Source organism: Rhodococcus sp. P3_B8, assembly GCF_056402775.1.
On sequence record NZ_JBFUGT010000034.1, the window covers coordinates 24,963 to 49,320 of the forward strand.

General features: G+C 68.3%; 25 protein-coding genes. 14 read left to right on the plus strand and 11 right to left on the minus strand.

The genetic code is table 11. The features are described from left to right. The first annotated feature begins 2 nt into the window (after positions 1-2). From AC1D1G_RS14930 to AC1D1G_RS14955, 6 genes are all read left to right on the plus strand, one after another. Positions 3-803 carry a mycofactocin-coupled SDR family oxidoreductase gene (locus AC1D1G_RS14930; RefSeq protein WP_477952660.1) on the plus strand — a complete coding sequence of 267 codons (801 nt, stop codon included), beginning with the start codon at positions 3-5 and terminating at the stop codon, positions 801-803. A 2-nt stretch (positions 804-805) separates the two neighbouring features. Beyond that, the gene (locus AC1D1G_RS14935; RefSeq protein ID WP_477952661.1) at positions 806-1,636 is read left to right on the plus strand and encodes a mycofactocin-coupled SDR family oxidoreductase; all 831 of its coding nucleotides are present in this window, start codon (positions 806-808) and stop codon (positions 1,634-1,636) included. A 104-nt stretch (positions 1,637-1,740) separates the two neighbouring features. Next, the gene (locus tag AC1D1G_RS14940; protein WP_477952681.1) at positions 1,741-2,223 is read left to right on the plus strand and encodes a nuclear transport factor 2 family protein; all 483 of its coding nucleotides are present in this window, start codon (positions 1,741-1,743) and stop codon (positions 2,221-2,223) included. Next, positions 2,223-2,984 (plus strand): SDR family NAD(P)-dependent oxidoreductase, encoded by a 762-nt coding sequence (locus tag AC1D1G_RS14945; protein ID WP_005258951.1) that lies wholly within the window; start codon positions 2,223-2,225, stop codon positions 2,982-2,984. The genes AC1D1G_RS14940 and AC1D1G_RS14945 overlap by 1 nt, the downstream gene beginning before the upstream one ends. A 270-nt stretch (positions 2,985-3,254) precedes the next feature. After that, entirely contained in the window at positions 3,255-4,121 is an 867-nt protein-coding gene (locus AC1D1G_RS14950) for a TauD/TfdA dioxygenase family protein (protein ID WP_009475163.1), read from the plus strand. 56 nt (positions 4,122-4,177) lie between these two features. Continuing rightward, positions 4,178-5,713, plus strand: coding sequence for a phospholipase C (locus tag AC1D1G_RS14955; RefSeq protein WP_477952664.1), 1,536 nt, complete (start codon positions 4,178-4,180; stop codon positions 5,711-5,713). A 10-nt stretch (positions 5,714-5,723) separates the two neighbouring features. Here the strand turns inward: AC1D1G_RS14955 and AC1D1G_RS14960 are convergent, their stop codons facing one another. After that, positions 5,724-6,701 carry a Gfo/Idh/MocA family protein gene (locus tag AC1D1G_RS14960; RefSeq protein ID WP_477952665.1) on the minus strand — a complete coding sequence of 326 codons (978 nt, stop codon included), beginning with the start codon at positions 6,699-6,701 and terminating at the stop codon, positions 5,724-5,726. Between the two features lie 113 nt (positions 6,702-6,814). Continuing rightward, a complete protein-coding gene (locus tag AC1D1G_RS14965) occupies positions 6,815-8,230 on the minus strand; it encodes an amino acid permease (protein WP_005258931.1) in 1,416 nt (471 codons plus the stop codon). 257 nt (positions 8,231-8,487) lie between these two features. On the opposite strand from AC1D1G_RS14965, the gene shiA reads away from it, so the two are divergent. Next, positions 8,488-9,846 (plus strand): shikimate transporter, encoded by a 1,359-nt coding sequence (shiA, locus tag AC1D1G_RS14970; RefSeq protein WP_477952666.1) that lies wholly within the window; start codon positions 8,488-8,490, stop codon positions 9,844-9,846. A 9-nt stretch (positions 9,847-9,855) separates the two neighbouring features. Here shiA and AC1D1G_RS14975 read toward each other — a convergent pair whose 3' ends face one another. From AC1D1G_RS14975 to AC1D1G_RS14985, 3 genes are read right to left on the minus strand one after another with little or no spacing between them, the layout of a single operon-like run. Next, the gene (locus AC1D1G_RS14975; protein ID WP_477952667.1) at positions 9,856-10,635 is read right to left on the minus strand and encodes an IclR family transcriptional regulator domain-containing protein; all 780 of its coding nucleotides are present in this window, start codon (positions 10,633-10,635) and stop codon (positions 9,856-9,858) included. Positions 10,636-10,680: 45 nt separating this feature from the next. Further along, the gene (locus AC1D1G_RS14980; protein WP_477952669.1) at positions 10,681-11,505 is read right to left on the minus strand and encodes an arylamine N-acetyltransferase family protein; all 825 of its coding nucleotides are present in this window, start codon (positions 11,503-11,505) and stop codon (positions 10,681-10,683) included. A gap of 31 nt (positions 11,506-11,536) precedes the next feature. After that, on the minus strand, positions 11,537-11,773 hold the full coding sequence (locus AC1D1G_RS14985) for a hypothetical protein (RefSeq protein WP_283333754.1): 237 nt from the start codon (positions 11,771-11,773) through the stop codon (positions 11,537-11,539). Positions 11,774-11,877: 104 nt separating this feature from the next. Here AC1D1G_RS14985 and AC1D1G_RS14990 point away from each other — a divergent pair, with 104 nt between their 5' ends. Beyond that, positions 11,878-12,957 carry a PQQ-dependent sugar dehydrogenase gene (locus AC1D1G_RS14990; RefSeq protein WP_477952670.1) on the plus strand — a complete coding sequence of 360 codons (1,080 nt, stop codon included), beginning with the start codon at positions 11,878-11,880 and terminating at the stop codon, positions 12,955-12,957. 39 nt (positions 12,958-12,996) lie between these two features. Here AC1D1G_RS14990 and AC1D1G_RS14995 read toward each other — a convergent pair whose 3' ends face one another. Then, positions 12,997-13,326, minus strand: a complete 330-nt coding sequence (locus AC1D1G_RS14995; protein ID WP_283333757.1) for a hypothetical protein — start codon at positions 13,324-13,326, stop codon at positions 12,997-12,999. A 120-nt stretch (positions 13,327-13,446) separates the two neighbouring features. Here AC1D1G_RS14995 and AC1D1G_RS15000 point away from each other — a divergent pair, with 120 nt between their 5' ends. Further along, positions 13,447-14,298 (plus strand): spermidine synthase, encoded by an 852-nt coding sequence (locus tag AC1D1G_RS15000; RefSeq protein ID WP_477952672.1) that lies wholly within the window; start codon positions 13,447-13,449, stop codon positions 14,296-14,298. Here AC1D1G_RS15000 and AC1D1G_RS15005 read toward each other — a convergent pair. Genes AC1D1G_RS15005 through AC1D1G_RS15020 form a run of 4 tightly spaced genes read right to left on the minus strand, consistent with a single transcriptional unit; the run spans position 14,295 to position 19,320 of the window. Beyond that, positions 14,295-15,686 (minus strand): GntP family permease, encoded by a 1,392-nt coding sequence (locus AC1D1G_RS15005; RefSeq protein ID WP_105417911.1) that lies wholly within the window; start codon positions 15,684-15,686, stop codon positions 14,295-14,297. The genes AC1D1G_RS15000 and AC1D1G_RS15005 overlap by 4 nt on opposite strands. 42 nt (positions 15,687-15,728) lie before the next feature. After that, positions 15,729-16,358 (minus strand): bifunctional 4-hydroxy-2-oxoglutarate aldolase/2-dehydro-3-deoxy-phosphogluconate aldolase, encoded by a 630-nt coding sequence (locus tag AC1D1G_RS15010; RefSeq protein ID WP_009475152.1) that lies wholly within the window; start codon positions 16,356-16,358, stop codon positions 15,729-15,731. After that, positions 16,355-17,974, minus strand: coding sequence for an N-acyl-D-amino-acid deacylase family protein (locus tag AC1D1G_RS15015; protein ID WP_477952674.1), 1,620 nt, complete (start codon positions 17,972-17,974; stop codon positions 16,355-16,357). The genes AC1D1G_RS15010 and AC1D1G_RS15015 overlap by 4 nt, the downstream gene beginning before the upstream one ends. Before the next feature lie 23 nt (positions 17,975-17,997). Then, on the minus strand, positions 17,998-19,320 hold the full coding sequence (locus AC1D1G_RS15020) for an amino acid deaminase (protein WP_477952675.1): 1,323 nt from the start codon (positions 19,318-19,320) through the stop codon (positions 17,998-18,000). Positions 19,321-19,543: 223 nt separating this feature from the next. Between AC1D1G_RS15020 and AC1D1G_RS15025 the strand changes: the two genes are divergently transcribed. From AC1D1G_RS15025 to AC1D1G_RS15035, 3 genes are read left to right on the plus strand one after another with little or no spacing between them, the layout of a single operon-like run. After that, the gene (locus AC1D1G_RS15025; protein WP_477952676.1) at positions 19,544-20,557 is read left to right on the plus strand and encodes a sugar kinase; all 1,014 of its coding nucleotides are present in this window, start codon (positions 19,544-19,546) and stop codon (positions 20,555-20,557) included. Beyond that, positions 20,554-21,303 (plus strand): IclR family transcriptional regulator, encoded by a 750-nt coding sequence (locus AC1D1G_RS15030; RefSeq protein ID WP_005251230.1) that lies wholly within the window; start codon positions 20,554-20,556, stop codon positions 21,301-21,303. The genes AC1D1G_RS15025 and AC1D1G_RS15030 overlap by 4 nt, the downstream gene beginning before the upstream one ends. 46 nt (positions 21,304-21,349) lie before the next feature. Continuing rightward, positions 21,350-21,754 (plus strand): RidA family protein, encoded by a 405-nt coding sequence (locus AC1D1G_RS15035; protein WP_009475147.1) that lies wholly within the window; start codon positions 21,350-21,352, stop codon positions 21,752-21,754. 4 nt (positions 21,755-21,758) lie between these two features. On the opposite strand, the gene AC1D1G_RS15040 is transcribed toward AC1D1G_RS15035, so the two are convergent. Beyond that, positions 21,759-23,099, minus strand: a complete 1,341-nt coding sequence (locus AC1D1G_RS15040; RefSeq protein WP_280780526.1) for a potassium channel family protein — start codon at positions 23,097-23,099, stop codon at positions 21,759-21,761. A gap of 225 nt (positions 23,100-23,324) precedes the next feature. On the opposite strand from AC1D1G_RS15040, the gene AC1D1G_RS15045 reads away from it, so the two are divergent. Further along, positions 23,325-23,774 carry a PPOX class F420-dependent oxidoreductase gene (locus AC1D1G_RS15045; protein WP_164059794.1) on the plus strand — a complete coding sequence of 150 codons (450 nt, stop codon included), beginning with the start codon at positions 23,325-23,327 and terminating at the stop codon, positions 23,772-23,774. 53 nt (positions 23,775-23,827) lie between these two features. Beyond that, the gene (locus AC1D1G_RS15050; RefSeq protein ID WP_283354409.1) at positions 23,828-24,310 is read left to right on the plus strand and encodes a hypothetical protein; all 483 of its coding nucleotides are present in this window, start codon (positions 23,828-23,830) and stop codon (positions 24,308-24,310) included. Positions 24,311-24,358: the final 48 nt, after the last annotated feature.

The following is a 24,358-nucleotide window of genomic DNA, read 5'->3' on the forward strand; positions in this document are numbered from 1 at the left end:
CGATGTCACGGATGGCAGGCAAGGTCGCCTTCATCACCGGTGCCGGGAACGGCATGGGACGCAGTCACGCGGTCCGGCTCGCGGAGGAGGGCGCCGACGTCGTCGTCGTCGATCTGCCGTCGGCCGAGGCGGATCTCGCCGAAACCGGAAGGCTGGTCGGCGAACTCGGCCGGCGCGCGGTCGTCGCCCATGCCGATGTGCGTGACCCGTCGGCGTTGCGGGCAGCCGTCGACGCCGGAGTCGCGGAACTGGGACCCCTCGACGTCGTCGTCGCGAACGCGGGTGTCTGTGACAACCCCGGCCCGGCGTGGACGATCGACGACGCGGTCTGGCACCGATCGCTCGACGTCAACCTCACCGGTGTGTGGAACACGGCGAAGGCCGCGGTCCCGGCGATGCGGGACGGCAGCGGTTCCGTCGTGATCGTCAGTTCGACCGCCGGTATCAAGGCGGTGGCCGGGGCCGCCCACTATTCGGCGTCCAAGACCGCCGTGGTCGGGTTGGCCCGGACCCTCGCCAACGAACTCGGACCGCAGTTCATCCGGGTGAACGTGCTGCACCCCGGCGCCGTCGGCACCCGCATGACCCTGAACCCGGAGACGATGGCACGGCTGCGGCCGGACCTCGAGAATCCGACCCGGGACGACGTCGTCCCCGTCCTCGCGGCGAACCACATGCTGCCCGTCCCGTGGCTGGACTCGCGGGACGTCAGCAATGCGCTGCTGTTCCTGGCCTCGGACGAATCGCGATACATCACCGGCACACAACTCGTGGTCGACGCCGGACTGACCCAGAAGGTGTAGAGATGACAGGTCGAGTGAACGGAAGAGTCGTCCTGGTCACCGGTGCCGCACGCGGGGTCGGCCGGGCGCAGGCGTTGCGGTTCGMACAGGAGGGCGCGGACGTCGTGGCTGTCGACCTGTGTGGCCCGGTCGGCACGGTGGTGACGCCACCGGCGAGTCCGGAGGACCTCGAGGAGACCGCGAAACTGGTCCGGGACACGGGCCGCCGGATCGTGACCGCGCAGGTGGACGTGCGTGACGGCGCGGTGCTCGCCGAGGCGGTCACTGCGGCGGCCGGCGAGCTGGGCGGGCTGGACTTCGTGTGTGCCACGGCAGGCATCACGTCCTCGGGTGCCGCGCTGGACCTCGACGCCGAGACGTGGCAGACGATGCTCGACGTCAATCTGACGGGGGTGTGGCAGACGTGCAAGGCGGCGGCGCCGCACCTGATCGAGCGGGGCGGCGGGGCGATGATCCTGACGAGTTCCATCGCGGGGCTGCGCGGGCTCGTCGGCGTCGCCCACTACACCGCGGCCAAGCACGGGGTGGTGGGTCTGATGCGGTCGCTGGCCAAGGAGCTCGCGCCGCACCGGGTGCGGGTGAACAGCGTGCATCCCACGAACGTGGACACGGACATGATCCAGAACGACATGGTGCGGCGGGCGTTCCGGCCCGACCTCGAGCACCCCACCCGCGAAGAGTTCGCGGCGGCGGCCGTGACGATGAACATGCTGTCGATTCCGTGGATCGAGCCGGTCGACGTGGCCAACGCCGCGCTGTTCCTGGCCTCGGACGAGGCGCGCTACATCACGTCCGTCGCCCTGCCGGTCGACGCGGGCAGCGTCAGCCGATGAGCGCCGCGGGCAGCGTCGGCCGGTAATCCCCGAGTCCGCCCCCACACCTGACGATCCGTGGTAGAACAGGTGTCAGTTTTGGGGGCGGACGAAGGGTGAATTCCGTGGATCTCGAGGCCGTCGCCGCGATCAGCAGGCTCAAGTACGCGTATCTGCGGGCCCTGGACACGAAATGCTGGGACGAGTTCGCCGACACGCTCCTTCCCGACGCAACGGCGAACTATGGTGAGCATCTCGCGTTCGAGTCGCGCGACGCGCTCGTCGAATTCATGAAGTCGAATCTGGGGCCGCAGACCATCACCGAGCACCACTGCGGTCACCCGGAGATCGACGTCGACGGCGACACGGCGACCGGACGCTGGTATCTGTCGGACACCGTGCTGATCCCGGAACACGACATGGTGCTGCGCGGGGCGGCATTCTACTCCGACCGCTACGTCCGCGGGCCCGACGACCGATGGCGGATCGCCCACACCGGATACGAGCGCACCTACGAGGCGGTGATGTCGCTGGCCGACATTCCCAGCTTCCGGCTGACGTCCAACCGGTGGGCAGCCGACACGGAACCCGGCAAAGGAGACTCGTGATGGGGACACTGGACGGCAAGGTCGCACTGATCACCGGCGCCGGTCAGGGCGTCGGCGCCGGTATGGCGTTCGCGCTGGCCAAGGAGGGTGCCCGAATCGCGGTGGTCGGGCGAACGGAGTCGAAACTCGTCGACACGTGCGCCGCCATCGCCGACTTCGGCGGCGTCGCCGAGCCGATCGTCTGCGACGTCAGCAAACGCGATCAGCTCGGCCCGATGGTCGACCGCGTCGTGGATGCGTTCGGTGGCATCGACATCCTCGTCAACAACGCCAACGCGAGCGCACTCGGACCGCTCCTCGACATCACTCCGAAACTTCTCGACCGCGCCATGGCCGTCGGCCCAGTGGCCACCCTGTTCCTCATGCAGCTGTGCTACCCGCACCTCAAGGCGCGTGGCGGCGGCTCGATCATCAACCTCGTCAGCTCCTCGGCGGTGCGGTGGGACACCAGCGGCTACGGGCTCTACGCGGCCACCAAGGAGGCGATGCGCTCGCTGACCCGGACCGCGGCCAGCGAATGGGGACCCGACGGAATCCGCGTCAACGCGATTGCGCCGCACGCACTGTCCCCGGGCCTGAAATGGTGGACGGAGAACAATCCCGAGGAGGCCGCCGAGTTCGTGAAGTCGATCCCGCTCGGCCGGATCGGTGATTGCGAGCAGGACATCGGACGTGCCGTCGTCTTCCTCGTCGGCCCCGACGCCGGGTACCTGTCCGGTGCCACCATCCCGCTCGACGGCGGCCAGGCGCGCTGGAGCTGATCGCCGCCGATTGCCCCGAGCTTGCTCATTTCCCTCCCATCCGGTAGGAATTGCGTCGTGCATACGACTCACCTGGTGCGACGCCTCACCGTCGACCTGTGCCGTACGTGCGCCAACATCTGTTGTTGCTGATGGTCCGGCGCGCGTACCGCGTGCTGTCCACTCCTCGGTAGCCTCCGGCATCCGGTCATTCCTCACGCATTCTCCGCGTTCGCAGGTCCGGGCCGGTACGCCCGTCTCCAGGCACCATCACCTTCGCGGAAAGACATCATGAGCACTGCATTCGAAACCAGAACACCGTCGCTGACGCTCGACAAGTTCGGCCCCCACTTCGGTGCCGAGATCATCGGCCTGGACGTCGCGTCCGCCACCGACGACGAGGTGGCCGCGATCCGTTCGGCGTTGACCGAACACAAGGTGCTGGTCCTGCGCGGTCAGTCACTCGGCGACGCGAGCCACATCGAGTTCGGTCGCCGTCTCGGCCGGCTCACCGCGGGGCACCCCGTCCACGACAGCGGCGACGTCGCGCAGGAGGTGTACGCCCTCGACAGCCAGGACAACGGTTTCGCCGACGTGTGGCACACGGACGTGACGTTCATGAAGCGACCGCCGCTGGGGTCGATCCTCCGTCCCGTCGTCCTCCCGCCGCACGGCGGCGACACCAACTGGGCCGACAGCCAACTCGCGTACGAGTCGCTGTCGCTGCCGGTCCGGCAGATGATCGATCAGCTGACCGCGGTGCACGACGGCAACCGCGAGTTCGGGTACTACCTCGCGCAGAAGCGTGGCGGCAAGGGAAACGTCTGGGACGGTGAGGAAGTCACCGCGCTCGTGCCTGTCGAGCATCCCGTCGTGCGGGTTCACCCGGAGACGGGACGCAAGGGCATCTTCGTGAACCCGGGCTTCACGTCCCACATCGCCGGAGTGTCCGAGGCGGAGAGCCGGGGAATCCTCGACTTCCTCTACGCACACCTGACCAAACCCGAGCACATCGTGCGGCACCGCTGGCGCCTCGGCGACCTCGTCCTGTGGGACAACCGCAGCACCGCGCACTACGCCAACCGCGACTACGGCACCCAGCACCGTGTCATGCACCGCATCACACTGGAAGGTGACGTGCCCGTCGGCCCGCAGTAGAGCAACCTGCGCATTCGCCGGGCGGGCGGCATCCGCAGCGACTACCGTCACGATCCGTGACCCCGGCATCGGACATCTCACGACGCAAGTTCCTCGCCTCCGCCGCTGCGGCCGGTGGCGCCGCCTTCCTCAGTTCGTGGGCGGGCCCGGTGATCGACCGCGCCTACGCGCAGGACCCGGGCGGCAGCGGGTCGTTGAACGACATCGAGCACTTCGTCTACCTCATGCAGGAGAACCGCTCGTTCGACCACTACTACGGCACGCTGTCGGGGGTGCGCGGCTTCGACGACCCGTCACCGGCGTGGCAGCAGTACGGCTGGACGCCGGGTGCCGGTCCGACCCCGACCGGGTTTCTCAACCCGTTCCGGCTCGACACCACGCAGGGCACGCACCTCGACGGCGAATGCATCAACGACCCCACCCATTCGTGGGGTCCGCAGCACGACGCGTGGAACGGCGGCGCGATGGACCGGTGGATGCCGGTGCACATCGCGCACGAGGGGCCGCTGAACGGTCCCGCGACGATGGGCTACTACACGCGCGCCGACATCCCGGTGCACTACGACCTCGCCGACGCCTTCACCATCTGCGACCACTACTTCTGCTCGGTACTCGGACCGACGGACCCGAACCGGCTGTACTGGATGACGGGCACGATCGACCCGGACGGGCTGGCCGGCGGGCCGCTGGTCGAGACGCCGACGGTGATCCCCAGGTTCGCCTACTCCTGGCGCACCTATCCGGAGAACCTGCAGGAGGCAGGCGTCAGCTGGAAGGTGTACGCCAACAAGGACCTCGGCCCCGTGTCGAGTGTCGCGCTCGACGGGATGCTCGGCTGCTTCACGCAGTACAGCGACCCGAATTCGGAACTCGCTCGCCGCGGTCTCGATCCGACGTACCCGAACGACTTCCGGGCCGACGTCGCGAACGGCACGCTGCCCGCGGTGTCCTGGATCGTGCCCAACGTCTTCACGTGCGAGCATCCGGCGCTGCCCCCGGCCGCGGGCGCGGTCGGGATCGTCGAGGTACTCGACATCCTCACGTCGAACCCGGCGATCTGGGAGAAGACGGCGCTGATCATCAGTTACGACGAGAACGGCGGCTTCTTCGACCACGTCACCCCGCCCACACCGCCGCCGGGCACCCCGGGTGAATATCTGACGGTTCCGCTGAACACGGTGTCGGAGAGCGAGAACAATCCGGGTCCGATCGGTCTCGGTTTCCGGGTGCCGTCGCTGATCGTCTCGCCGTACAGTCGCGGCGGCCTCGTCGCGTCCGACACGTTCGACCACACGTCGCAGCTCCGGTTGCTGGAGAAGCGGTTCGGTGTGCCCGTCCCCAATCTCACCGWGTGGCGCCGCGGCGCCGTCGGCGACATGACGTCGGTGTTCGACTTCTCGTCGGCGCCGAACGCCGGCGTTCCCGCGATGACGGACCCCGGGCCACGCCTGCAGGCGGCGATCGCGCAGTGCGGGCCGAACGTGGCCGCGGGGACGCTCAACGCCGGTGCGCCCTACCCTGTCCCGCCGAATTCGATGCCGGTGCAGGAACAGTCACCGCTGCGGCGTCGCCCCAGCGGGCTGATCTTGTAGCGGTCTCTCCTCAGAGGCGCACCGCCCGGCCCTCGTCGATAGACTGTAGGACGGCCAGTGCGGCGGTCACCGAACGCAGTCCGTCGTGTCCGGTCGCCACGGGTTCACCGTCCCCGCGGACGGCGTCGACGAACGCCCGGATCCCTGGTGCGTACAGGTTGTCGACGGTTTCGAGCGGGACGGTCGTGTCCTGGCCGTCCGCGACGATCCGCAGCGTTCCGGTGGGATCGGGGCGCATGCAATCGCCTGCGACGAGAGTGCCGGACGTTCCGTGGATCTCGAATCCGGTGACGGCGCGCGGGACCGTGTACGCGTCGTGGAGCGAGAACAGGGTGGACGTGCCGAGCACGCCGCTGGTCATCACGGCGTCCGCCGGACCCTCGCTGAGTCCCTGGCGGACGCCGACCGCCGTCACCGTGGTGGGTTCCATTCCGGTGACGAAGCGGAGCGTGTCGATGTCGTGCACCGCGAGGTCGAGGACGACCCCGCCGCCGACGCCGTCGAGGCGCCACCCACGCAGGGCCTGGCGCAGCAGAATGGCGTTGCTGACGCGCACCGACAGGAGGTCGCCGATCGCACCCTCCGCCAGCAACTTTCGCGCCGCGCGGTGAACGGGATGGGTGCGGAGATGATGGTTCGTCGCGAAGACCACCCCCGCGGCCGCGGCCGCGTCGACCATCTTCTGCGCCTGAGTGACGTCGAAGGAGAGCGGCTTCTCGCACAGTACGTGCAGACCGGCGTCGATCGCGGCCATGGCGTGGTCGAAGTGCTTGTCGTTGGTCGAGGAGATGTAGGCGGCCTGGACGTCCCCGCCCACCGCGTCGCGCAGGTYACCGGTGGCGGACTCGATGTCGTGGGTCCTCCGGTAGTCCTCGGCGCGCGCCGCGTCGCCGCTGAGCACGACTGCCGCGGTCTGCCCGCACTCCCGCAACGCGGGGAGTACGCGTGTGGCGGCGACGTTGCTCGCACCCAGAATCGCCCACTTCATGAGCTTCGGTCCTTCCTCGGGCCGGTGGGTCCGGCCTTTCCTCGGCGGGACTGTACGCCGAGTTCCGAGAGCGCACTACTGTTCGATATGCGAACTGCCGGGCCGATCCGAGCTCATGGGCGGAGTGCGTCGACCTCTTCGCCGGAGGTCGAGGGATCCGGCGTCTCGTCGGTGGTCCCGCGCGTGCGCTGGCGGTAGATCCCGATTCCGACCACGACCACGGCGAGTCCCATCGAGACGTACATCTGGCTCCTGGTCTCCGGCAGCACGAGCATGCCGACGCAGAGCGCGATGATGGCGGCGATGGTGCACCACGTCAGGTACGGGAACAGCCACATCTTCAGCGACAGATCCTTGCCCTCCGCCTCGAGGCTGCGCCGCATGCGCAGCTGCGACACCGAGATCGCCAGCCATACGAACAGGGCGATCGCACCCGAGGAGTTGACGAGGAACAGGAACACGGTGTCCGGGTACAGGTAGTTCAGGCCCACGGTCAGGAACCCCACGACCGTCGAGACGAGGACGGCCTGGCGGGGAACGCCTGACGATCCGATCTTCGACAACGAGGCCGGCGCGTCGCCGCGGCGGGAGAGCGAGAAGATCATGCGGCTCGCCGTGTACAGGCCGGAGTTCAGGCAGGACAGCACGGACGTGAGCACGACGACGTCCATGATGTTGCCCGCCGCCGGGATGCCGAACGAGTCCATGACGGCGACGTACGGGCTCAGCGCGACGGAGGCGTCGTCCCAGGGGAGCAGCGTCACGACGACGGCGATGGAGCCGATGTAGAAGATGAGGATGCGCCACACGACGGAACGCACTGCGTTGCGCACTGCCGCCACGGGGTTGGCGGATTCACCGGCGGCGATGGTGGCGATCTCGGCGCCGAAGAACGAGAACACGACCACGAGGACCGCCGCGAACACGGCACCTGCCCCGTTGGGGAAGAATCCGCCGTGGCCGGTGAGGTTGGTGAGCCCGGGCGCTTCGACGCCGGGCAGGGCTCCGCAGATCGCGAGGACGCCGAGCACCAGGAAGATGACGATGGCCGCGACCTTGATCGACGCGAACCAGAACTCGAACTCGCCGAACGACTTCACGGACGCGATGTTCGTCAGCGTCAGCAACACCATCAGGATCAGTGCCCAACTCCACTGCGGGACGTCGGGGATCCAGCGGTTCATGATGACGGCACCGGCCGTCGCCTCGATGCCGAGGACGATGATCCAGAACCACGCGTAGAGCCAGCCGATGCTGAAGCCGGCCCAGCGGCCGATCGCGCGGTCGGCGTACGCCGAGAACGATCCTGTCTCGGGGTTGGCGGTCGACATTTCGCCGAGCATGCGCATCACGAGGATGACGACGATTCCTGCGAGCGCGTAGGCGACGAGTACGCCGGGGCCCGTCTCGCGGATCGCGACCCCGGAGCCCACGAAGAGGCCTGCGCCGATCACCCCCGCGATAGCGATCATCGAGAGGTGCCGCTTCTTCAGTGTGTGCTGAAGCTGCGGATCGGTGGTTCCTGACATGGAGAAATCCCTTCGGCGCTACTCCGGGTGTGATGTGCGTCGCTGATTCGGAAAAGTGTGTACGAGTGGTGGGGGCTCTGGAACCGCCGATTCGGTGAATTTCGGGCCAGCGAGATAGACGAAACGGCAGTACCACGCACCTGCGTCTTCTTGACAACGCGGAAACGCTATGGCTACCGTCACATTATTCGACCAGCGGACATGCGTTCGATATACGAACGGGACTTGTCCGGCACAAACGTAGACGGGACATCGGAATGAGCGATCACGCCTTCACCCCGGCAGCCGAGAAGCAGGCGCGAAGAGCAGCGCTGAGCAGTTTCGTCGGCGCGGTCATCGACTGGTACGACTTCCTGCTCTACGGGTTGGTCGCGGCACTGGTCTTCAACTCGGAGTTCTTCCCGAACGTCAGCCCGGCGATCGGGACGCTCGCCGCGTTCGCGACGTTCGGCGTCGGATTCCTGTTCCGGCCGCTCGGCGGCGTCGTGTTCGGCCACTACGGCGACCGCATCGGACGCAAACGGATGCTGATCCTCACCGTCCTGATCATGGGCACGAGCACCGCGCTGATCGGGCTGCTGCCGTCGTTCGGGTCGATCGGCTGGTGGGCACCGGCCCTGCTCGTCACCCTGCGCGCCATCCAGGGCTTCGCCGTCGGCGGCGAGTGGGGCGGGGCCGCGTTGATGGCCGTCGAGAGCGCGCCGCCGAAGAAGAAGGCGTTCTACAGCAGCGGAGTGCAGGTCGGCTACTCGGTGGGGCTCATCCTCGCCACCGGATTCGTCATGCTCATGAGCAACCTGACCACCGAGGACGCGTTCAGCCAGTGGGGGTGGCGGGTTCCGTTCGTCGCCAGCGTCGTCCTGGTCGGTATCGGTCTGTGGATCCGCGCCGGCGTGCAGGAGAGCCCCGAATTCGTCGAGAAGGTGGAGAAGGTAGAGGAGGAGCAGACCGCGCAGGACAAGAAGCGGATTCCGCTCGTCGAGGCATTGCGCAACCACCCGAAGGCATTCCTCCAGATCATCGGTCTGCGTTTCGCCGAACTGTTCTCGATGTACATCGTGACCACGTTCGCGTTGAGCTACTCCACCCAGGAACTGGGGATGGAGCGCAACTTCATGCTCAACGTCGGCCTGCTCGTCGGTGCCGTGGGTATCGGCACCATCCCGCTGTTCGCGTGGCTGTCCGACAAGCACGGCCGGCGACGCGTCTACATCCTCGGCGCGCTGATCGGCGCGGTGTGCGCGTTCCCGTTCTTCATCTTCCTCGAGAACGGGTCGATGATCGGCACCGTCATCCTCGCCGTGCTCCTCGTCAACATCTCGCACGACATGGTCGTCAGCGTGCAGCAGCCGCTGTTCACCGAGATGTTCGGGGCCGAGTACCGGTACAGCGGCGCGGGCGTCGGATACCAGGTGGCCAGCGCGATCGGCGGCGGCTTCACCCCATTCATCGCGGCAGCGCTGGTCACCGCCAGCGGCGGGTCCTGGCACCTCGTGGCCGTGTACCTGGCCGGCGGCTGCGTCGTCAGCGCCCTGATCGCGTGGCGACTGCAGCCCGATGCCAGTGCCGACACCTCGGACGCCGCCACACCCGCGAAGCTCGAGAACGCACACTGAACATGGCGGTCAGCCGAGGGACAGGTCGGAACCGATCCGCTCCGCGGTCGCAACGAGTTTCGGCACCACCGACGCCGCGACGTCGTCCCGCGTGTACTGCGTGCCCTGCAGCGAGGAGTTGAGGGCGGCGACCACGGCGCCCGTCCTATCCCGGATGGGAACGGCCGCGCCGCGGATGCCGATCTCGAGCTCGTTCTCCGACATCGACCAGCCGTCCGCGGCGACCTTCCGAACCTCGGCACGCAATTGGTCGACGTCGGAGATCGTGTGGGGTGTGAAGGACTGGAATTCGGTGGCCTTCAGGTAGTCGTCGAGCGCGTCGGCCGAAAGCCCGGCCAGCAGAACCCGTCCCGTCGACGTCGCATACGCGGGGAACCGCATGCCCACCGTGATGGAGATGCGAATGATCCTGGGCGAGCGGACCCGCGCCACGTACACCACATCGGGACCGTCGAGGATGGTGACGGAGATGGTCTCGCCCAGTTCCTTCGCGAGAACCTCGATGTGCGGGTCGGCGACCTGCGGCAGTCGCAGCGCGGCTAGGTACGAGAAGCCGAACCGCAGCACCCGGGGGGTGAGCGAGAAGCTGCGTCCGTCGAGACGCAGAAAACCCTTGTCCACCAGGGTGAGCAGAATGCGGCGCGCCGTGGACCGGGTGATCCCGACAGCCTGCGCCACCTCACTCAGCGTGCGTTCCCGGTGCTGCTCGTCGAAGCATTCGAGAACGGTCAGGCCACGGTCCAGGGACTCGAGGAAATACCGTTCCCCCGACGCCGGCTGCTCGGCCACCTCAGCAGCCACCTGTTTCGCACACGCCGTCATGCTACCGGGCGGCTAGGCGTGCCGGAGCCGGCTGAACGCCCCGTCCAGTGTGGCAAGTCCGCTCGTGTCGATGAGAAAATCGGATTCGAGGCTGTCCCGCAGTTCGTCGACGGTCGCCAGGTCGCGCCGCTCGGACGTCCCGCCGAGGTGGTGCACCGTCAGCCGCGTACCGGCCAGGGCGTAGCGGCGGTCTTCCGTCGCTCGCGCCGCCATCAGTCCGGTCACGAAATGCGATCCGGGCCAGGTCGACAGGTACCAGTTGGGGGCCTCGTAGTCGACGGGGAACTGCCTGGTGAGGTCGAACCGGTAGATGGTCCGCCACTCGTCACCGACGAGTGCCTGCATCGCGTAGTCGCCCGCGACGTCGACCAGCCGGAACGGTTCCAGCGGAGTGTCCTGCACGGTGTCCAGTTCGAGGCGCAGCGTGGTGTTGAGCGTCATGCCGCCGAACCCGACGTCGATGAGCCGCCGCTCGCCGGCCACGTCGACGAGCAACAGCATGTGCGAGCGCGGAGTGACCGCATCGATCGGAGATCCCCACAGAACCCGCGCGGCGAGCGGCGTCACGTCGAATCCGAGCTCGACCAGGACAGCGCGCAGCAGGAGATTCTGCTCGAAGCAGTAACCGCCCCTTCGGGATTCGACCAATTTCTGTTGCAGTGACGGCAGGTCGAGCCGGTTCGGTGTGCCGAGGAACGGGTCGAGGTTCTCGAACGGGATCGACCGGGCGTGATGTGCGGCAAGCTGGTTCAGCGTCGCCGTCGTCGCGGATCGGTCGCCGTCGTACCCGATCCGTTCGAAGTACCGCTCCAGATTCAGATCGCCCGCAGTGGCCATGGAGCACAGTCTAAGCGCGGCGAATGACCGATCAGAGGTCGTCGGGTGTTGCCGCGAGGTAGGCGGCGCCGCGCGGCGCGATCCGGTACCCGACGTCGAGGCTGTGCGTCAGCCCCGGTTGTCGGAGTCGTGATCGAGCTGATCCGGACCATCCCCGAGACGGTGTGGAACTCCGAGCCTCGAGCACCCGCGGAGCGGCCCAGCGGCGGAAGGCGACCGTGACGGTGCCGTCCGCCACCCCCTGCGCGATCTTCTGCGGAATGATCACCCGCCGTCACCTCCTCATGTGAGTGGCGATGCGTGGTCGAGGATACTTTGCCACTCACCTGGGGGAGGATGGACAGGGTGCGGTCGCGTGACGGGAGGACACCCATGGGACGGCGACTTTTCTCGGCCACGGCGTTGCTGGTGGCCGTTACATGTGCGGCATGCCAGTCCGAGGGGACTTCCGCGCAGCCGTCGACGACCACCGCGGTCGCCGCACCGGCAGGCAGCGAGCCCACGGTGATCGCCGCCGACCTCGACGTGCCGTGGGGGATCGCGCTCCTGCCGGACGGGACGGCACTGATCGCGGAACGGGACAGCGGCGCGATCCGGCACCTGCAGGCGAACGGCGACACGACCGTGATCGGCGAAGTGCCCGGTGTGGCGGCGCGGGGCGAATCGGGACTGCTGGGCCTGGCCGTCTCACCGGCCTACGCAACGGATCAGATGATTTACACGTACCTGACCACCGACGACGACAATCGGGTGGTCGCCCTGCGGTTCGACGGCCGCAGCCTCGGCGAGCCGGCCCCGATCCTGACGGGCATCCCCGCCGGATCGATCCACGACGGCGGCCGGATCGCATTCGGGCCGGACGGCAACCTGTACGTCGCCACCGGTGAAGCCGGTGACCGGCCACGCGCCCAGGACCCGTCCTCACTCGGCGGCAAGATTCTGCGGATCAACCCCGACGGGTCGATCCCGGCCGACAACCCCACCCCCGGTTCACCGGTCTGGTCGWTCGGGCACCGCAACGTGCAGGGCCTCGCGTGGGACGACGCCGACCGGTTGTGGGCCACCGAATTCGGGGCGAACACCTGGGACGAGGTGAACCTCATCGAACCCGGCGGCAACTACGGATGGCCGGAGGTCGAGGGGCGGTCGGGCGAGGCGGGCTTCGTCGATCCGGTGGTCCAATGGTCCACCGGCGAGGCGTCCCCGTCCGGGCTCGCGTTCCAGGACGGCGCGCTGTGGGTCGCGGCGCTGCGCGGCGAACGACTGTGGCGGATCCCCGTGGCCGGTGACGGCGCGCTCGGCGAACCGCAGTCGCTGTTCGACGGAGAGTACGGGCGACTGCGTACCGTCGTCGCGACACCGGACGGTGCCGTCTGGTTCAGCACCAGCAACCGTGACGGGCGCGGCGATCCGGGGGAGGGCGACGACCGCATCCTCATGCTCCGCCCGTGAGTACTTATTAACCGCGGGCGGTTAACAAGTACTCACGGGTCAGGAGGTCCAGGGGACGATCGGCGGCTTCACCCACATGATCTTCTCGTCGCGGTGCGCCGGGGTGGCGGCGGGATGGTCGGGGTGGCGCTCCGCCCACGCCGATTTCTGGTCGAGCAACTCGACCACGGTCAGCCACGTCTCCATGGTGCTCGGCGGGTTCGACCCGGCCGCCCGGGCGAGTTTCCGCAGCGTGCCGTCGGTGAGGTCGAGGAGTTCCTGACCGCTGATTCCGCGATCCCACACATACCGCGCGAGTCCCATCGCCTTCTCGCGACGTCGCTTCGCAGCGCCTTCGGTGTGCGCGAAGTCGACTTCCTGAGGTTCCATCGTCTTCCCTTCTCGTGCGCGTCACCACGGTAGGTCACCCGTGTCTCGTCCCGGTATCGTGGGAAGACGATTCTCGCAGCAGACGCGAGCGGACGGCGCGAGCAGTAGGGAAGACGGACGATGGGCAGGCAGCGCGGCGGTCGGGCTGCCCGGACAGCCGACGGGGGTCCCGTCGCCGGCGTGTACCCGATCGACACGGGCACCTGCGAACTCGCGGAAGACCACCTCAATCCGCACGGCTGGGTGCTGAAGGTGAATGGGGTCGAGAGTTCCCACATCGACCTGTCGGACCCGACGCACCTCGATTTCGAGTACATGCGGTGGATCGCCGAGCTGGTCGCTTCGCACTGGGGGACGGATCAGCGGGTGCGGGCCCTGCACCTCGGCGGGGGCGCCTGCTCACTTGCCCGGCATCTCGCCGCCCGGTATCCGGACGCCCGGCAGGTGGTGGTCGAACTCGACGGCAAGCTCGCCGAGTTGGTGCGCGAATGGTTCGACCTCCCGCGGGCCCCACTGCTGCGGCTGCGGGTGGGGGAGGCGCGGGCGGTCACCGAGACGCTGACGGAGTCCAGCCGCGACCTGATCGTGCGCGACGTGTTCGCAGGGAACACGACTCCGGCGCCGCTGACGACGACGGAGTTCACCGGGCACGTGCGACGGGTGCTGGCGCCCGGCGGGATCTATGCGGTCAATTGCGGCGACACCCGCGACCTCGTCCTGGCGCGCCGGGAGGCGGCGACCATCGGCAGCGTGTTCCCGCACACCACGATCATCGCCGATCCCGCCATGCTCAAGGGCCGCCGCTACGGCAACATCGTGATCGCGGGCAGCGACGTGCCGATCGGCGACGACCCCGCACTCGTCCGCACACTGCTGGGAGGCGGTGTGCCTGCCCATGTCTGGGACGACCGGCAGGTGCGGACGTTCGCCGGTGCGGCGCGGGCGCTGCGCGACGCGGACTCCGGGAGCTAGACCAGCACCCAGATCAGCGAGGCCATCGCGAAGCCCACTATCGACAGGATGGTTTCGAGCACCGTCCACGTCTTCAGGGTGTCTTTCACCGACATATTGAAATACCGTGACACGATCCAGAATCCGCCGTCGTTGACGTGGCTGGCGATGATGGATCCGGCCGACACGGCGATCACGATCAGGGCGATCTGCGGGGACGAATAGTTTCCGGCTGCGATCGACGGTTCGATGACGCCTGCGGTGGTGACGATGGCGACGGTCGCCGAGCCCTGGGCGATGCGGAGTGCGCAACTGATCAGGTACGCGGACAGGATGACCGGGAGGCCGAGTGCGTCCATCGAGTCGGCCAGGGCCTGCCCGACTCCGGTGGCCCGCAGCACCGCGCCGAAGAACGCACCTGCGCCGACGACCAGCAGGATCATGCCGACCGGTTTCAACGCCGCCGCGGACATCGCACCGATCTCCTGCGCCGTGATTCCGCGCCGGGTCCCGAGCAGGTACAGCGCCAGCAGGACGGCGATGGTCAGCGCGATCGTGGGTGTGCCGAGGAAGATGAGGACCGACAGCAGCGTCGAGCCTTCTTCGAGGACCACGTTGCCGACCGTCGCACCGAGGATCAGCACCATCGGGACGAGGATGATGAACGAGATCAGCCAGAGCGGCGGCGGGTTCTTGTCGGCTTCCTTCTCCTCCGGGATGAACTCGTCGGGGACCTCGATGATCACCCGCTTGCCGATCCAGCTACCCCAGACGACGCCACTGACGAACCAGGCGGGGATACCGCAGGCGAGACCCATGATGATGATCCAGCCCATGTCGACGTGCAGCAGACCGGCCGCGGCGACGGGGCCCGGGTGCGGTGGCAGGAACGCGTGCGTCATGGACAGGCCGGCGAGCATCGGCATCGCGTACATCACCAGCGACTTGCCGCCGCGCTTGGCCGCCACGTACACGAGCGGGGCGAGGATGAAGATGCCGATGTCGAAGAAGACCGGGATGCCGAGCACGAGTCCGGTGACACCCATCGCGAGCGGAGCGCCCTTGGGCCCGAACAACTTCAGGAGCCGTTCGGTCAGGACGTCGGCACCGCCGGAGCGTTCCATCATCGCGCCGAGGACGGTGCCCAGGCCGATGATCGGGGTGATGTGCCCCAGGATGCCGCCGAACCCCTTCTCCAGGATCGAGTCGGCCGCCGACGTCGGGGTGCCGACCAGTTCGACCACCGACACTCCCGCGATGAGCGCGACGCCGACACCGACGACGATCAGCGCGATGAACGGCTCGAGCTTCAGCTTGATGATGAGGATCAACAGCACGGCGATGGATACCGCTGCGAGAGTGAGTAGTCCGGCTGTGTCGTGCTGCAGCCAGTCGACGAACGACGTCATTGCGTCTCCAGGGGAGGTGGGTGGGGTCGGGCGAGAGCGGGTCTAGTTCGAGAGCGCGGCGACGAACGATCGTGCGCGGTCGGTGATGTCGGTCCAGTTGCCTGCCGCGACGCTGGACGGTGGGACGACGCTGGTGCCCGCGCACACGGCCAGCGCGCCGGCGTCGAGGAACTGGCGGGCGTTGGAATCGTTGATCCCACCCGACGGCAGGAGTTCGACGCCGGGATACGGGCCGTGCAGGTCCGACAGGTAGTCGGGGCCGAGCCGCTTGGCGGGGAAGATCTTCACCGCGGCCGAGCCGAGGTCGACGGCCATGGCCACCTCGGTGGGGGTGAACGCGCCGAGGAAGACGGGAACCGACCGTCCCGTCGCGACTTTCGCGACGTCCGGTCGAATGCCGGGGGTGACGAGGAACCGGGCGCCGGCGTCGATCGCGGCGGCGGCCTGATCGCCGGTCATCACGGTTCCGACGCCGAGGATGCTGCCTGCCGCGGCTGCGGCGTCGGCGGCGCGACCGAGATGATGGAGCACATCGGGCGTGGTGAACGTCAGCTCGACCGTCCGGATTCCGCCCTCGGCGAGGGCGTGGCACAGGTCTGCGGCGTCGGGGATGGTCTCCGCTCGCACCACCGTCAGTACCCGGTCGGCACGCAAAATGTCGATCTCGGTCATCGAACTGCTCCTCCTTCTTCGCGGCGCAACGATCTTCCGGCGGTCGCGCCGGTCAGGCGGCCGTCCTCGAGGGCGAGGCGGCCACGAACGAATACGTGGGTGATACCGGCCGCCGCCTGGCGCGGCTGCGCGTAGGTCGCGGTGTCGCTGACCGTCTCCGGATCGAAGAGCACGAGGTCGGCGGCGTAGCCGCGGCGGACGAAGCCGCGATCGACCAGTCGCAACCGCGTCGCGGCTCGGCCGCTGAGGTGACCGACGCACTCCTCGAGGGACATCAGACCGAGGTCGCGGCTGTAGTGCCCGAGGTAGCGTGCGAACGTTCCCCACCCGCGCGGGTGCGGTTTCGCGCCGACCAGCAGTCCGTCGCTGCCGCCGGTGTGCCGGGGGTGCTGCATGATCGCGCGCACGTTCTCCTCGTGGCCGACGTGTTGCAGGATGCCGCTGCCGAGTTGGTCGCGGATCAGGATGTCGATGCACACGTCGAAGGGGTCGCGGTTCTCGGCGGCGGCGATGTCCGCGACGGTCTTCCCGACGTAGTCGTCGAGTTCCGCGTTCTGCACGCCGCTGATCTCGAGCGTGTGCCACTCGGCGATCACCCCGTGGCAGCCGTCGGAGCCGGTGACCTCGAGATGCTCCCGGATGCGTTCGAGGGCAATCGGATCCCGGAGTCGATCGAGCGTCTGTTCCATGCTGCCCGCCGACGCCCAGCTGGGCAGGATCGCCGACAGCGTGGTGGCGCCGGGAAGATAGGGGTAGGTGTCGAGGCTGATGTCCGCGCCCGCGGATTCGGCCGTGTCGAGCAGGGCCAGCAGTTCCGGGGCGCGGCCCTTGTTGGGTCCGAAGTTCAGCGTGGCGTGGGCGAGATGCAGAGCGCACCCGGCCCGCGACGTCAGGTCGACCATCTCGGCGTAGGCCTCCATGGCGCCGGCGCCGTAGGACCGGTGGTGCGGGGAGAAGTAGCCGCCGTACTCGGCGACGGTCCGGCACAGTGCCAGCAACTCCTCGTTGTCCGCGTACATCCCCGGCGTGTAGGTCAGCCCCGCGGACAACCCGACGGCACCCTCCGCCATCGACTGCGCCACGATCCGCTGCATTTCCTCGATCTCCGACGGTGTCGCCGGCCGGTCGTCCCAGCCGACCACCAGCGCCCGGACGACCCCGTGCGGGACGAGATACGCGACGTTGGTGGCGATACCGCGGTCGAGTCGGTCGAGGTATTCGCCGACGCTCCGCCAGGAGAAGTCGAAATCCGAGGGATCGGTGTTCCACCCCGCGATCTTGCGCCGGACCACCGCGAGCACGTCGTCGGTGACGGGCGCGTAGGACAGCCCGTCCTGCCCGAGCACCTCGGTGGTGACGCCCTGGGTGATCCGCGACGGGTGCTCGGGGTTCAGCAGGATCTGCAGATCCGAGTGGGCGTGCATGTCGATGAAACCGGGCGCGAGCACCAGGCCGTCGGCGTCGATCACCCGATCCGCGCGAGGGCATCCGGTCTCGGAGTGATCTGCCTCGGACCGGATTTCGGCGATCCGGTCTCCGTCGACGAGCACGTCGGCGCGGTACCGCGGCGCCTCCGAACCGTCGACGACGGTGGCGGAACGGATCAGAGTGGTCATGATGTGAGTCCTCGGCCGGGGGATCAGAAGAAGGTGCGGATCAGGTCGACGACGACGGGATCGTCGGAGTCGTCGCCGACGACGGGAATCCAGCGCCACTTGTCGAACGCGGTGCACGGGTGGGAGAGACCGAGCCGGACGACGTCCCCGACACGCAGATCGTGTTCGGGCCGTGCGGGATCGAGCCGGAGGAACGCGTGCTGGTCGTTGACGGCGGTCACTTCGGTGCCGTCGAGGGGCCGCGGCGTCGCCCCGAGTTGGCCGGCGACGGCCTGCGCGGTGGGGAGTCCTTCGTCGAACGGGACGTCGCGCTTGCCGGCGTCCAGCAGGGCGAGGCCCGGCTCGGGGCGGGACACTACCCGGGCCCACGTGTGCATCGCCGACGTGAGACGACGCGCCTGCCTGTCTTCGCTGCGGCCGAACGGTGAGATCCCGGTGTAGAAGCCGTCGTCGTGGATGATGTATGCGCCGGCGCGGACCACCACTTTGGTTCTGCCGCCGGCAAGTTCGGCGAGCACCTCGGCGACCACGTCGAAGTAGGCGCTGCCGCCCGCGGTCACGTACACGTTCCGACCCTCGGGGTAGCGACCCTCGGCCTCGAGCCGGCGATGCAGTTCGGCCATCGACCGGAGGTAGGCGCGGACCCGGGTGAGGGATTCCTCGGAGGCGTCGTGTGCGAGGGCGCCCTCGTAACCGGAGACGCCGGCCAACCGCAGTGCGGGGCTCTCGCCGATACGGTCGGCCACCTTCACGGCCTCGGCCACCGAGCGTGCGCCGGTGCGTCCTCCCTCTCCGCCGAGTTCGACGAGCACGGGCAGCGGACGGGCCACCGTGACGTCCGCGAGTGCCGCGGTCATCGCGTCGACCGTCTGCGGGGAGTCGGCCCACATCAGGACTTCGAGTTCCGGGTTCGCGTCCATCTGCTCGGCCAGCCACCGCAGCGCGGTCGGGTCGACGAGCGAGTTCGCGATCTGCACCCGGCGCGCGCCGAATCGCACCGCCACCCGGAGCTGACCGAAGTTCGCGAGCGTGATTCCCCACGCGCCGCTGCGGATCTGCCGGTCCCACAGCACCGGAGACATCGTCGTCTTCCCGTGCGGAGCGAGGTCGACCCCGTGCGCCTCGCACCAGGCCGCCATGGTGTCGAGATTGCCGGCGATGGCCGTCTCGTCGAGGACCATGACGGGTGTGCTGAAGGCGGACAGCCGCGGCTGCGTTCCGAGGAACTCGGTCTTGGTGAGGCCGTTCGCCGCGGAGGGGAGGGCTTTGTCCACGTCGGACAAGCGCAGCTCGTCGAGCTCCGCCAAGGCGCCGGAATCGAGTGTGTCCGGTCCGCTGATCGTCATCGTCGATCCTGTCGTTCGGGTTCTGTGGGGCTGGTCTTCATCGGGAAGGAGTGGCCGTGAAGTGCAACGTTGCGCTGTATGCAACGGTGATTGCGTTTTTGAGTCACCTATGTCTAGCATTGGCCTGGGTCATCGTCAACGGTCCGGTGTGGCATGCATCGCCGGGGCGAGGGCTCTCGAAACGCAACTCCAGTGCCGGTCCGAGCAGTCGTAGAGGTAACAAGTGCAGGAATCGACCCCCACCCCCGAGTCCGGTGTCGCGTGCCTCGGTGAGGCGATGGTCCTGGTGGCCCCGGACTCGACACTCCACCTGGCAGGCGCCGAGGCGAACGTCGCCGCCGGGCTCGCCACGCTGGGTGTCCCCGCCGCCTGGGTCGGACGCCTCGGCGACGACGAGTTCGGCACCCTCATCCGCACCGAACTGCAGGCGCGGGGTGTCGACGTCCGCGCGATCGAGGTCGATCCCGACCGGCCCACCGGGCACTACTCGAAATCCACCGCCCTCGACGAGCACGGCGAGCCGCGAACGGACAGCCTGTATTCCCGGGCGGGTTCGGCGGCGTCGGCCATGGATCCCGGCTTCCTCGACAGGCCGGCGGTCGCGGACCTGTTCGGCCGCGCCGCCGTGGTCCACTGCAGCGGAATCACACCGGCCCTGTCCGATTCGTGCCTCGCGCTGATGCGGAGACTGCTCCGCGACCGGCCGGGAATCTCCGGTGTGGTCAGCTTCGACGTCAACTGGCGTGAGCAACTGTGGCCGGACGGCGACCCGCGGATGGTCGTGGAACTGGCGAATCTCGCCGATCTGGTTCTCGTCGGCGCCGACGAGGCCCTGCGCGTTCTCGGCACCGCGGATCCGCACGAGTTGCGGCTCATCCTGCCCGCCCCGGCCACCGTCGTCGTCAAGGACGGAGCGCATCGGGCGCTGGCCGTCGACCGCAGTGGCCGCAGTGTGGCTGTTCCGGCGCTCCGCGTCGACGTCGTCGAACCCGTCGGCGCGGGCGATGCCTTCGCCGCCGGATATCTCAGCGGTGTGGTGCGCGGCGAGGATCAGGCACGGTGCCTGCGCCGCGGACACATCGGTGCCGCCGCCACCCTGACGGTGGCCGCGGACTCGGCGCCACCGCCGCCCGCCGAACTGCTGGACGAGCTGCTCCGGTGCTCCGAATCGGACTGGGCGGCCACAAGCGTCACCGCCAACGGTTTCTCCCCCCGAGAAAGTGGAGTGAACGGATGAGTCAGAGTGTCTCCCGCGCCCTGCACCTGCTGGTGCAACTCGGCAACGGTCCCGCCAATCTCGACCAGCTGGCCGAATCCACCGGGGTCCACAAGACCACCGTGCTGCGGCTGCTGCGAACGCTGTCCGACGAGCGGTTCACGTTCCGCGACAACAGCAACCAGTACCACCTCGGTTCCCGCATCTTCGAGCTCGCCGCTCAGGCCACCGATCAGCGGGAAGTCCGGCGCATCGCGTCACCGCACCTCGTCGCGTTCAACCGCGAATACGGGCGCACCACGCACCTCGCGGCGATGGAGGGCGGTGACGTGGTGTACATCGACAAACTCGAATCGCACGACCAGATCAGGATGTACTCGCGAATCGGACTGCGCGCCAACCTCAATTCCACCGCGGTCGCGAAGGTGATCCTCGCCGACCTGCCGGATTCGGAACTGCGGCCCATCGTCGACTCGATGGACTTCTCGGCCCGCACCGCCAACACGATCACGACGCCCGAACGCTACCTCGACGAGATCCGCATGGTCCGGGAGCAGGGCTGGGCGCACGATCAGGAGGAGAACGAGCCGTCCGTCAACTGCATCGGGGTGCCCATCCGTGGCGCGTCCGGCCGCGTCGTCGCCGCCGTCTCCGTCTCGGTGCCCGACGTCGTGCTCAGTTACGAACGCGTCCTCGACCTGCTCGAACCCCTTCAGGCCGTGGGGGCGCGGATCTCCCGCGACTGTGGATACCGCGCCCAGCCCTGACCGTCCCCCGTCCACCCGAAAAGTAACGACACACAGGAGAATCGATATGTCCGACACCACCGTCATCCGCACCGAAGGCGCCCCCGCCCCCGCGCACACGTTCAGCCAGGGCATCAAGAAGGGCAACATGCTCCAGGTGTCGGGGCAGGGTCCCATGGACCCCGTCACCAACAAGTACATCGCGGAGGGCGACGTGCGCGAGCAGACCCGTCGCACCCTCGAGAACGTCAAGGCGATCCTCGAAGCCGGCGGCGCGAGCGTGGAGGACGTGCTGATGTTCCGCGTCTACCTCACCACCCGGGACGACTTCGCCGCGATGAACGACGTGTACGGAGAGTTCATTGCGGCGAACGTGCCGAGCGGACAGCTGCCGTGCCGGACCACGGTGTTCGTCGACCTCCCGCACGAGGTCATGCTCGTCGAGATCGACGCGCTGGCAGTGACCGGCTAGGTCGCTACGCGGTGACGAGGTGCCGGCAGCTCATCCGCGGCGACATGGGCAGCTCGGTGAAGACGGGCTCGGACGTGTCCGCCGTCGGCACCTCCAGGTAGAGGTGGCTGCCGTCCGCCACGACCCCCTGCGGTTGCAGGCCGATCAGCTTGGCCACCACGTACGTGGCGCTCAGGCTGGTGACGTCGCGGATGATGCCGAGCCGCAGCAACGACCGCGTCTCGGCGATCGCCTCCTGCTCCCCGGCCCGCAGGACCAGCCGCAGCCCGGGCGACAGGGCCTGCGCGGCCACGGACACCGCGATGTTGTCCAGGTCGTCGGAGCCGACGGCGGCCAGCGCGAGGGCGCGGCCCACGCCCAGTCGCTCGAGGAGTTCACGGTCGCCGCCGTGCCCGACGACGGTCGGGATGTTCATCGACCGCACGAGCCGGAGGTTCTTGGCGTGGGGGTCGCGTTCGACGCCCACCACCGCGACACCGAGGGCCTGTAGCTCCCGGCACAGCCGGAGCCCGACCTGGCCGAGGCCCACCACGATGACGTGACCCGAGCGGGGCAGGACGCGGCTGCCCACCAGCCCGACCAGCCGGGGGCCGAGCAGGCGCTCGATGATTCCGGCGGTGAACATGGCCGTGAAGACGACGGTGAACAGCATCGCCACCGAGGCGAACACCGCGTAGGCGGGGCTGCCGTGTGTATCGGTTCCCGGGCCCACGGTGGTCACCACCCGCACCGCCTCGTTGAACGCGTCGAGCGGTGCCACGTGCTGGCCGAGCATCAGCCACAGCCAGTCGGCGAACAGGACCGCCAGGAGTCCCGCGAGCCCACCGAGCAGGATGCGCGTGCCGATGTCGTGCGACCGCAACAGTCCGGTTGCGCCGGTCGCCGCGGTGCGCCACCAGTTCCGCCGGGGCAGGTCGACGTGCGCGCCCTCGGGGTGGCCGTCGATCATGCGGACCGTCAGCATGTGCTCGCCCGCGTGCCGGGCCGCGACGAGTTCGGGTTCCAGGCACGGACCGGCGAGCGTCGGTGCGGCCAGGTCTGCCGGTGACGTCACCTCGCACTGCGGGAGCAGCTGTGACAGCTGGTCCGCGACCGTGCGGTCGAAGATCGTCACCACCAACGGGATCGACGCCGAGATGTGCGCCGCGGCCAGCGCGTAGCGCAGCGCGACGACGTCGTCCCGCACCAGTACGGCCATACCGCAAGGTTCGTCCGCCATCGCCAGGCGGAGCTCGTCGTCGTCGGGGGCGACGAGATGGCGTACGTGAAAGTCCCTTTCGCGGAGGGATGCACAGACCCGTCGGGCCACGGTGGTTTCGCCGATGACGAGATATGAGTCGTTCACGTGTGGTCCTTCCGGCTCGGGATCACGAGAGCGTACCCGAGAAGAACCGCAGATCCCACACGAGAATGTGTACCGGTCAGTATCCTGAGATTTCCTGGAACACGTTACCGGCCAATGTTTTTCCGATCCMGGTGCCCTACTCGTCGGTAGGGCCCTGGACCGCGACCAGGGGCAGCCGCGACTCCGCACGGGAACACCGCTTCGGCGTCCGTGGTTGGGTGAGACATGACCCTCGATGCGAATGACGACCGGCGCCCCCTTCTCGACCTCGTCGCCGCACACAACCGTGCGGTCCTCGCGACGATCAAACGCGACGGGCGCCCGCAATTGTCCAACGTGATCTATGCCTGGGACCCCGGCACGCAGACCGCGAGGGTGTCGGTGACGGCGGATCGGGCCAAGACCCGGAACGCCGCCCGCGACCCGCGGGTCTCGCTGCACGTCAGCGCGACCGACTTCTGGAGCTACGCGGTCGTGGAGGGAGACGCGGAACTGAGCGCGGTCGCGGCCGATCCGCACGACGCGGCGGCGGACGAGCTCGTCGACGTGTTCCGGCTCGCGTCCGGAAAAGAGCACGACGACTGGGAAGAGTTCCGCCGCGCGATGGTGTCCGAGCACCGGCAGGTACTCCGGGTCCGCGCGACGAAGGTGTACGGCATGGCCCAGTTGCCCTGAGTGTGCGAAACGTAGCTGTGGCAGCCGGTCGGAGCCGGTGGGACGATTGAGTCATGCGCAGGAGACGGTGGCCGGCGGCACCGCCGCCTGCCACGGAGGGAATTGTGGTGCACGGGCCGGTGGAGCTCGTGACGAGCCGCGACCTGAGCCTGAGACTGGCGGAGGTCGTCGCGCACCCGACGGGCATGCTGCTGCGCGTCGAGCTGACGGCGAGAGGCAGATCCGCTGATCTCGCGCGGCACGAGACGCGTCCGCTGGACGATCCCGACGACCCGTCGGCGCGGTGGTCGTATCTCGCGGTGAACGTGCAGGTCGACGACATGGAGGGCGTCGCCGATCCACGCCACCCGCATTCGACGTCGAAGACCGACGCCGCGGAGGCGTCCGAATATCACTCCGCGCCGCACTACTGGATCAGCGACTACCCGGAGTCGGGGACGATCACACTGACCGCGGGGTGGAAGGAAATAGGACTTCTGCCGAGAACCCGGACGATCACTCTCGGCCCGAATCCGAGTATGCGACCCGCCCGCTAGTCGTCGCGGGTAGACATACGAAGGTGCCCTTCGGCGCCGTGGGAGCGC

What these genes read in the sequence shown, in the direction of transcription:
- AC1D1G_RS14930 (WP_477952660.1), top strand. Translation starts at nt 3, where the DNA reads ATGTCACGGATGGCAGGCAAGGTCGCCTTCATCACCGGTGCCGGGAAC.
- AC1D1G_RS14945 (WP_005258951.1), top strand. Translation starts at nt 2,223, where the DNA reads ATGGGGACACTGGACGGCAAGGTCGCACTGATCACCGGCGCCGGTCAG.
- AC1D1G_RS14950 (WP_009475163.1), top strand. Translation starts at nt 3,255, where the DNA reads ATGAGCACTGCATTCGAAACCAGAACACCGTCGCTGACGCTCGACAAG.
- AC1D1G_RS14965 (WP_005258931.1), bottom strand. Translation starts at nt 8,230, where the DNA reads ATGTCAGGAACCACCGATCCGCAGCTTCAGCACACACTGAAGAAGCGG.
- shiA (WP_477952666.1), top strand. Translation starts at nt 8,488, where the DNA reads ATGAGCGATCACGCCTTCACCCCGGCAGCCGAGAAGCAGGCGCGAAGA.
- AC1D1G_RS14980 (WP_477952669.1), bottom strand. Translation starts at nt 11,505, where the DNA reads ATGGCCACTGCGGGCGATCTGAATCTGGAGCGGTACTTCGAACGGATC.
- AC1D1G_RS14995 (WP_283333757.1), bottom strand. Translation starts at nt 13,326, where the DNA reads ATGGAACCTCAGGAAGTCGACTTCGCGCACACCGAAGGCGCTGCGAAG.
- AC1D1G_RS15000 (WP_477952672.1), top strand. Translation starts at nt 13,447, where the DNA reads ATGGGCAGGCAGCGCGGCGGTCGGGCTGCCCGGACAGCCGACGGGGGT.
- AC1D1G_RS15005 (WP_105417911.1), bottom strand. Translation starts at nt 15,686, where the DNA reads ATGACGTCGTTCGTCGACTGGCTGCAGCACGACACAGCCGGACTACTC.
- AC1D1G_RS15010 (WP_009475152.1), bottom strand. Translation starts at nt 16,358, where the DNA reads ATGACCGAGATCGACATTTTGCGTGCCGACCGGGTACTGACGGTGGTG.
- AC1D1G_RS15015 (WP_477952674.1), bottom strand. Translation starts at nt 17,974, where the DNA reads ATGACCACTCTGATCCGTTCCGCCACCGTCGTCGACGGTTCGGAGGCG.
- AC1D1G_RS15020 (WP_477952675.1), bottom strand. Translation starts at nt 19,320, where the DNA reads ATGACGATCAGCGGACCGGACACACTCGATTCCGGCGCCTTGGCGGAG.
- AC1D1G_RS15030 (WP_005251230.1), top strand. Translation starts at nt 20,554, where the DNA reads ATGAGTCAGAGTGTCTCCCGCGCCCTGCACCTGCTGGTGCAACTCGGC.
- AC1D1G_RS15035 (WP_009475147.1), top strand. Translation starts at nt 21,350, where the DNA reads ATGTCCGACACCACCGTCATCCGCACCGAAGGCGCCCCCGCCCCCGCG.
- AC1D1G_RS15045 (WP_164059794.1), top strand. Translation starts at nt 23,325, where the DNA reads ATGACCCTCGATGCGAATGACGACCGGCGCCCCCTTCTCGACCTCGTC.
- AC1D1G_RS15050 (WP_283354409.1), top strand. Translation starts at nt 23,828, where the DNA reads ATGCGCAGGAGACGGTGGCCGGCGGCACCGCCGCCTGCCACGGAGGGA.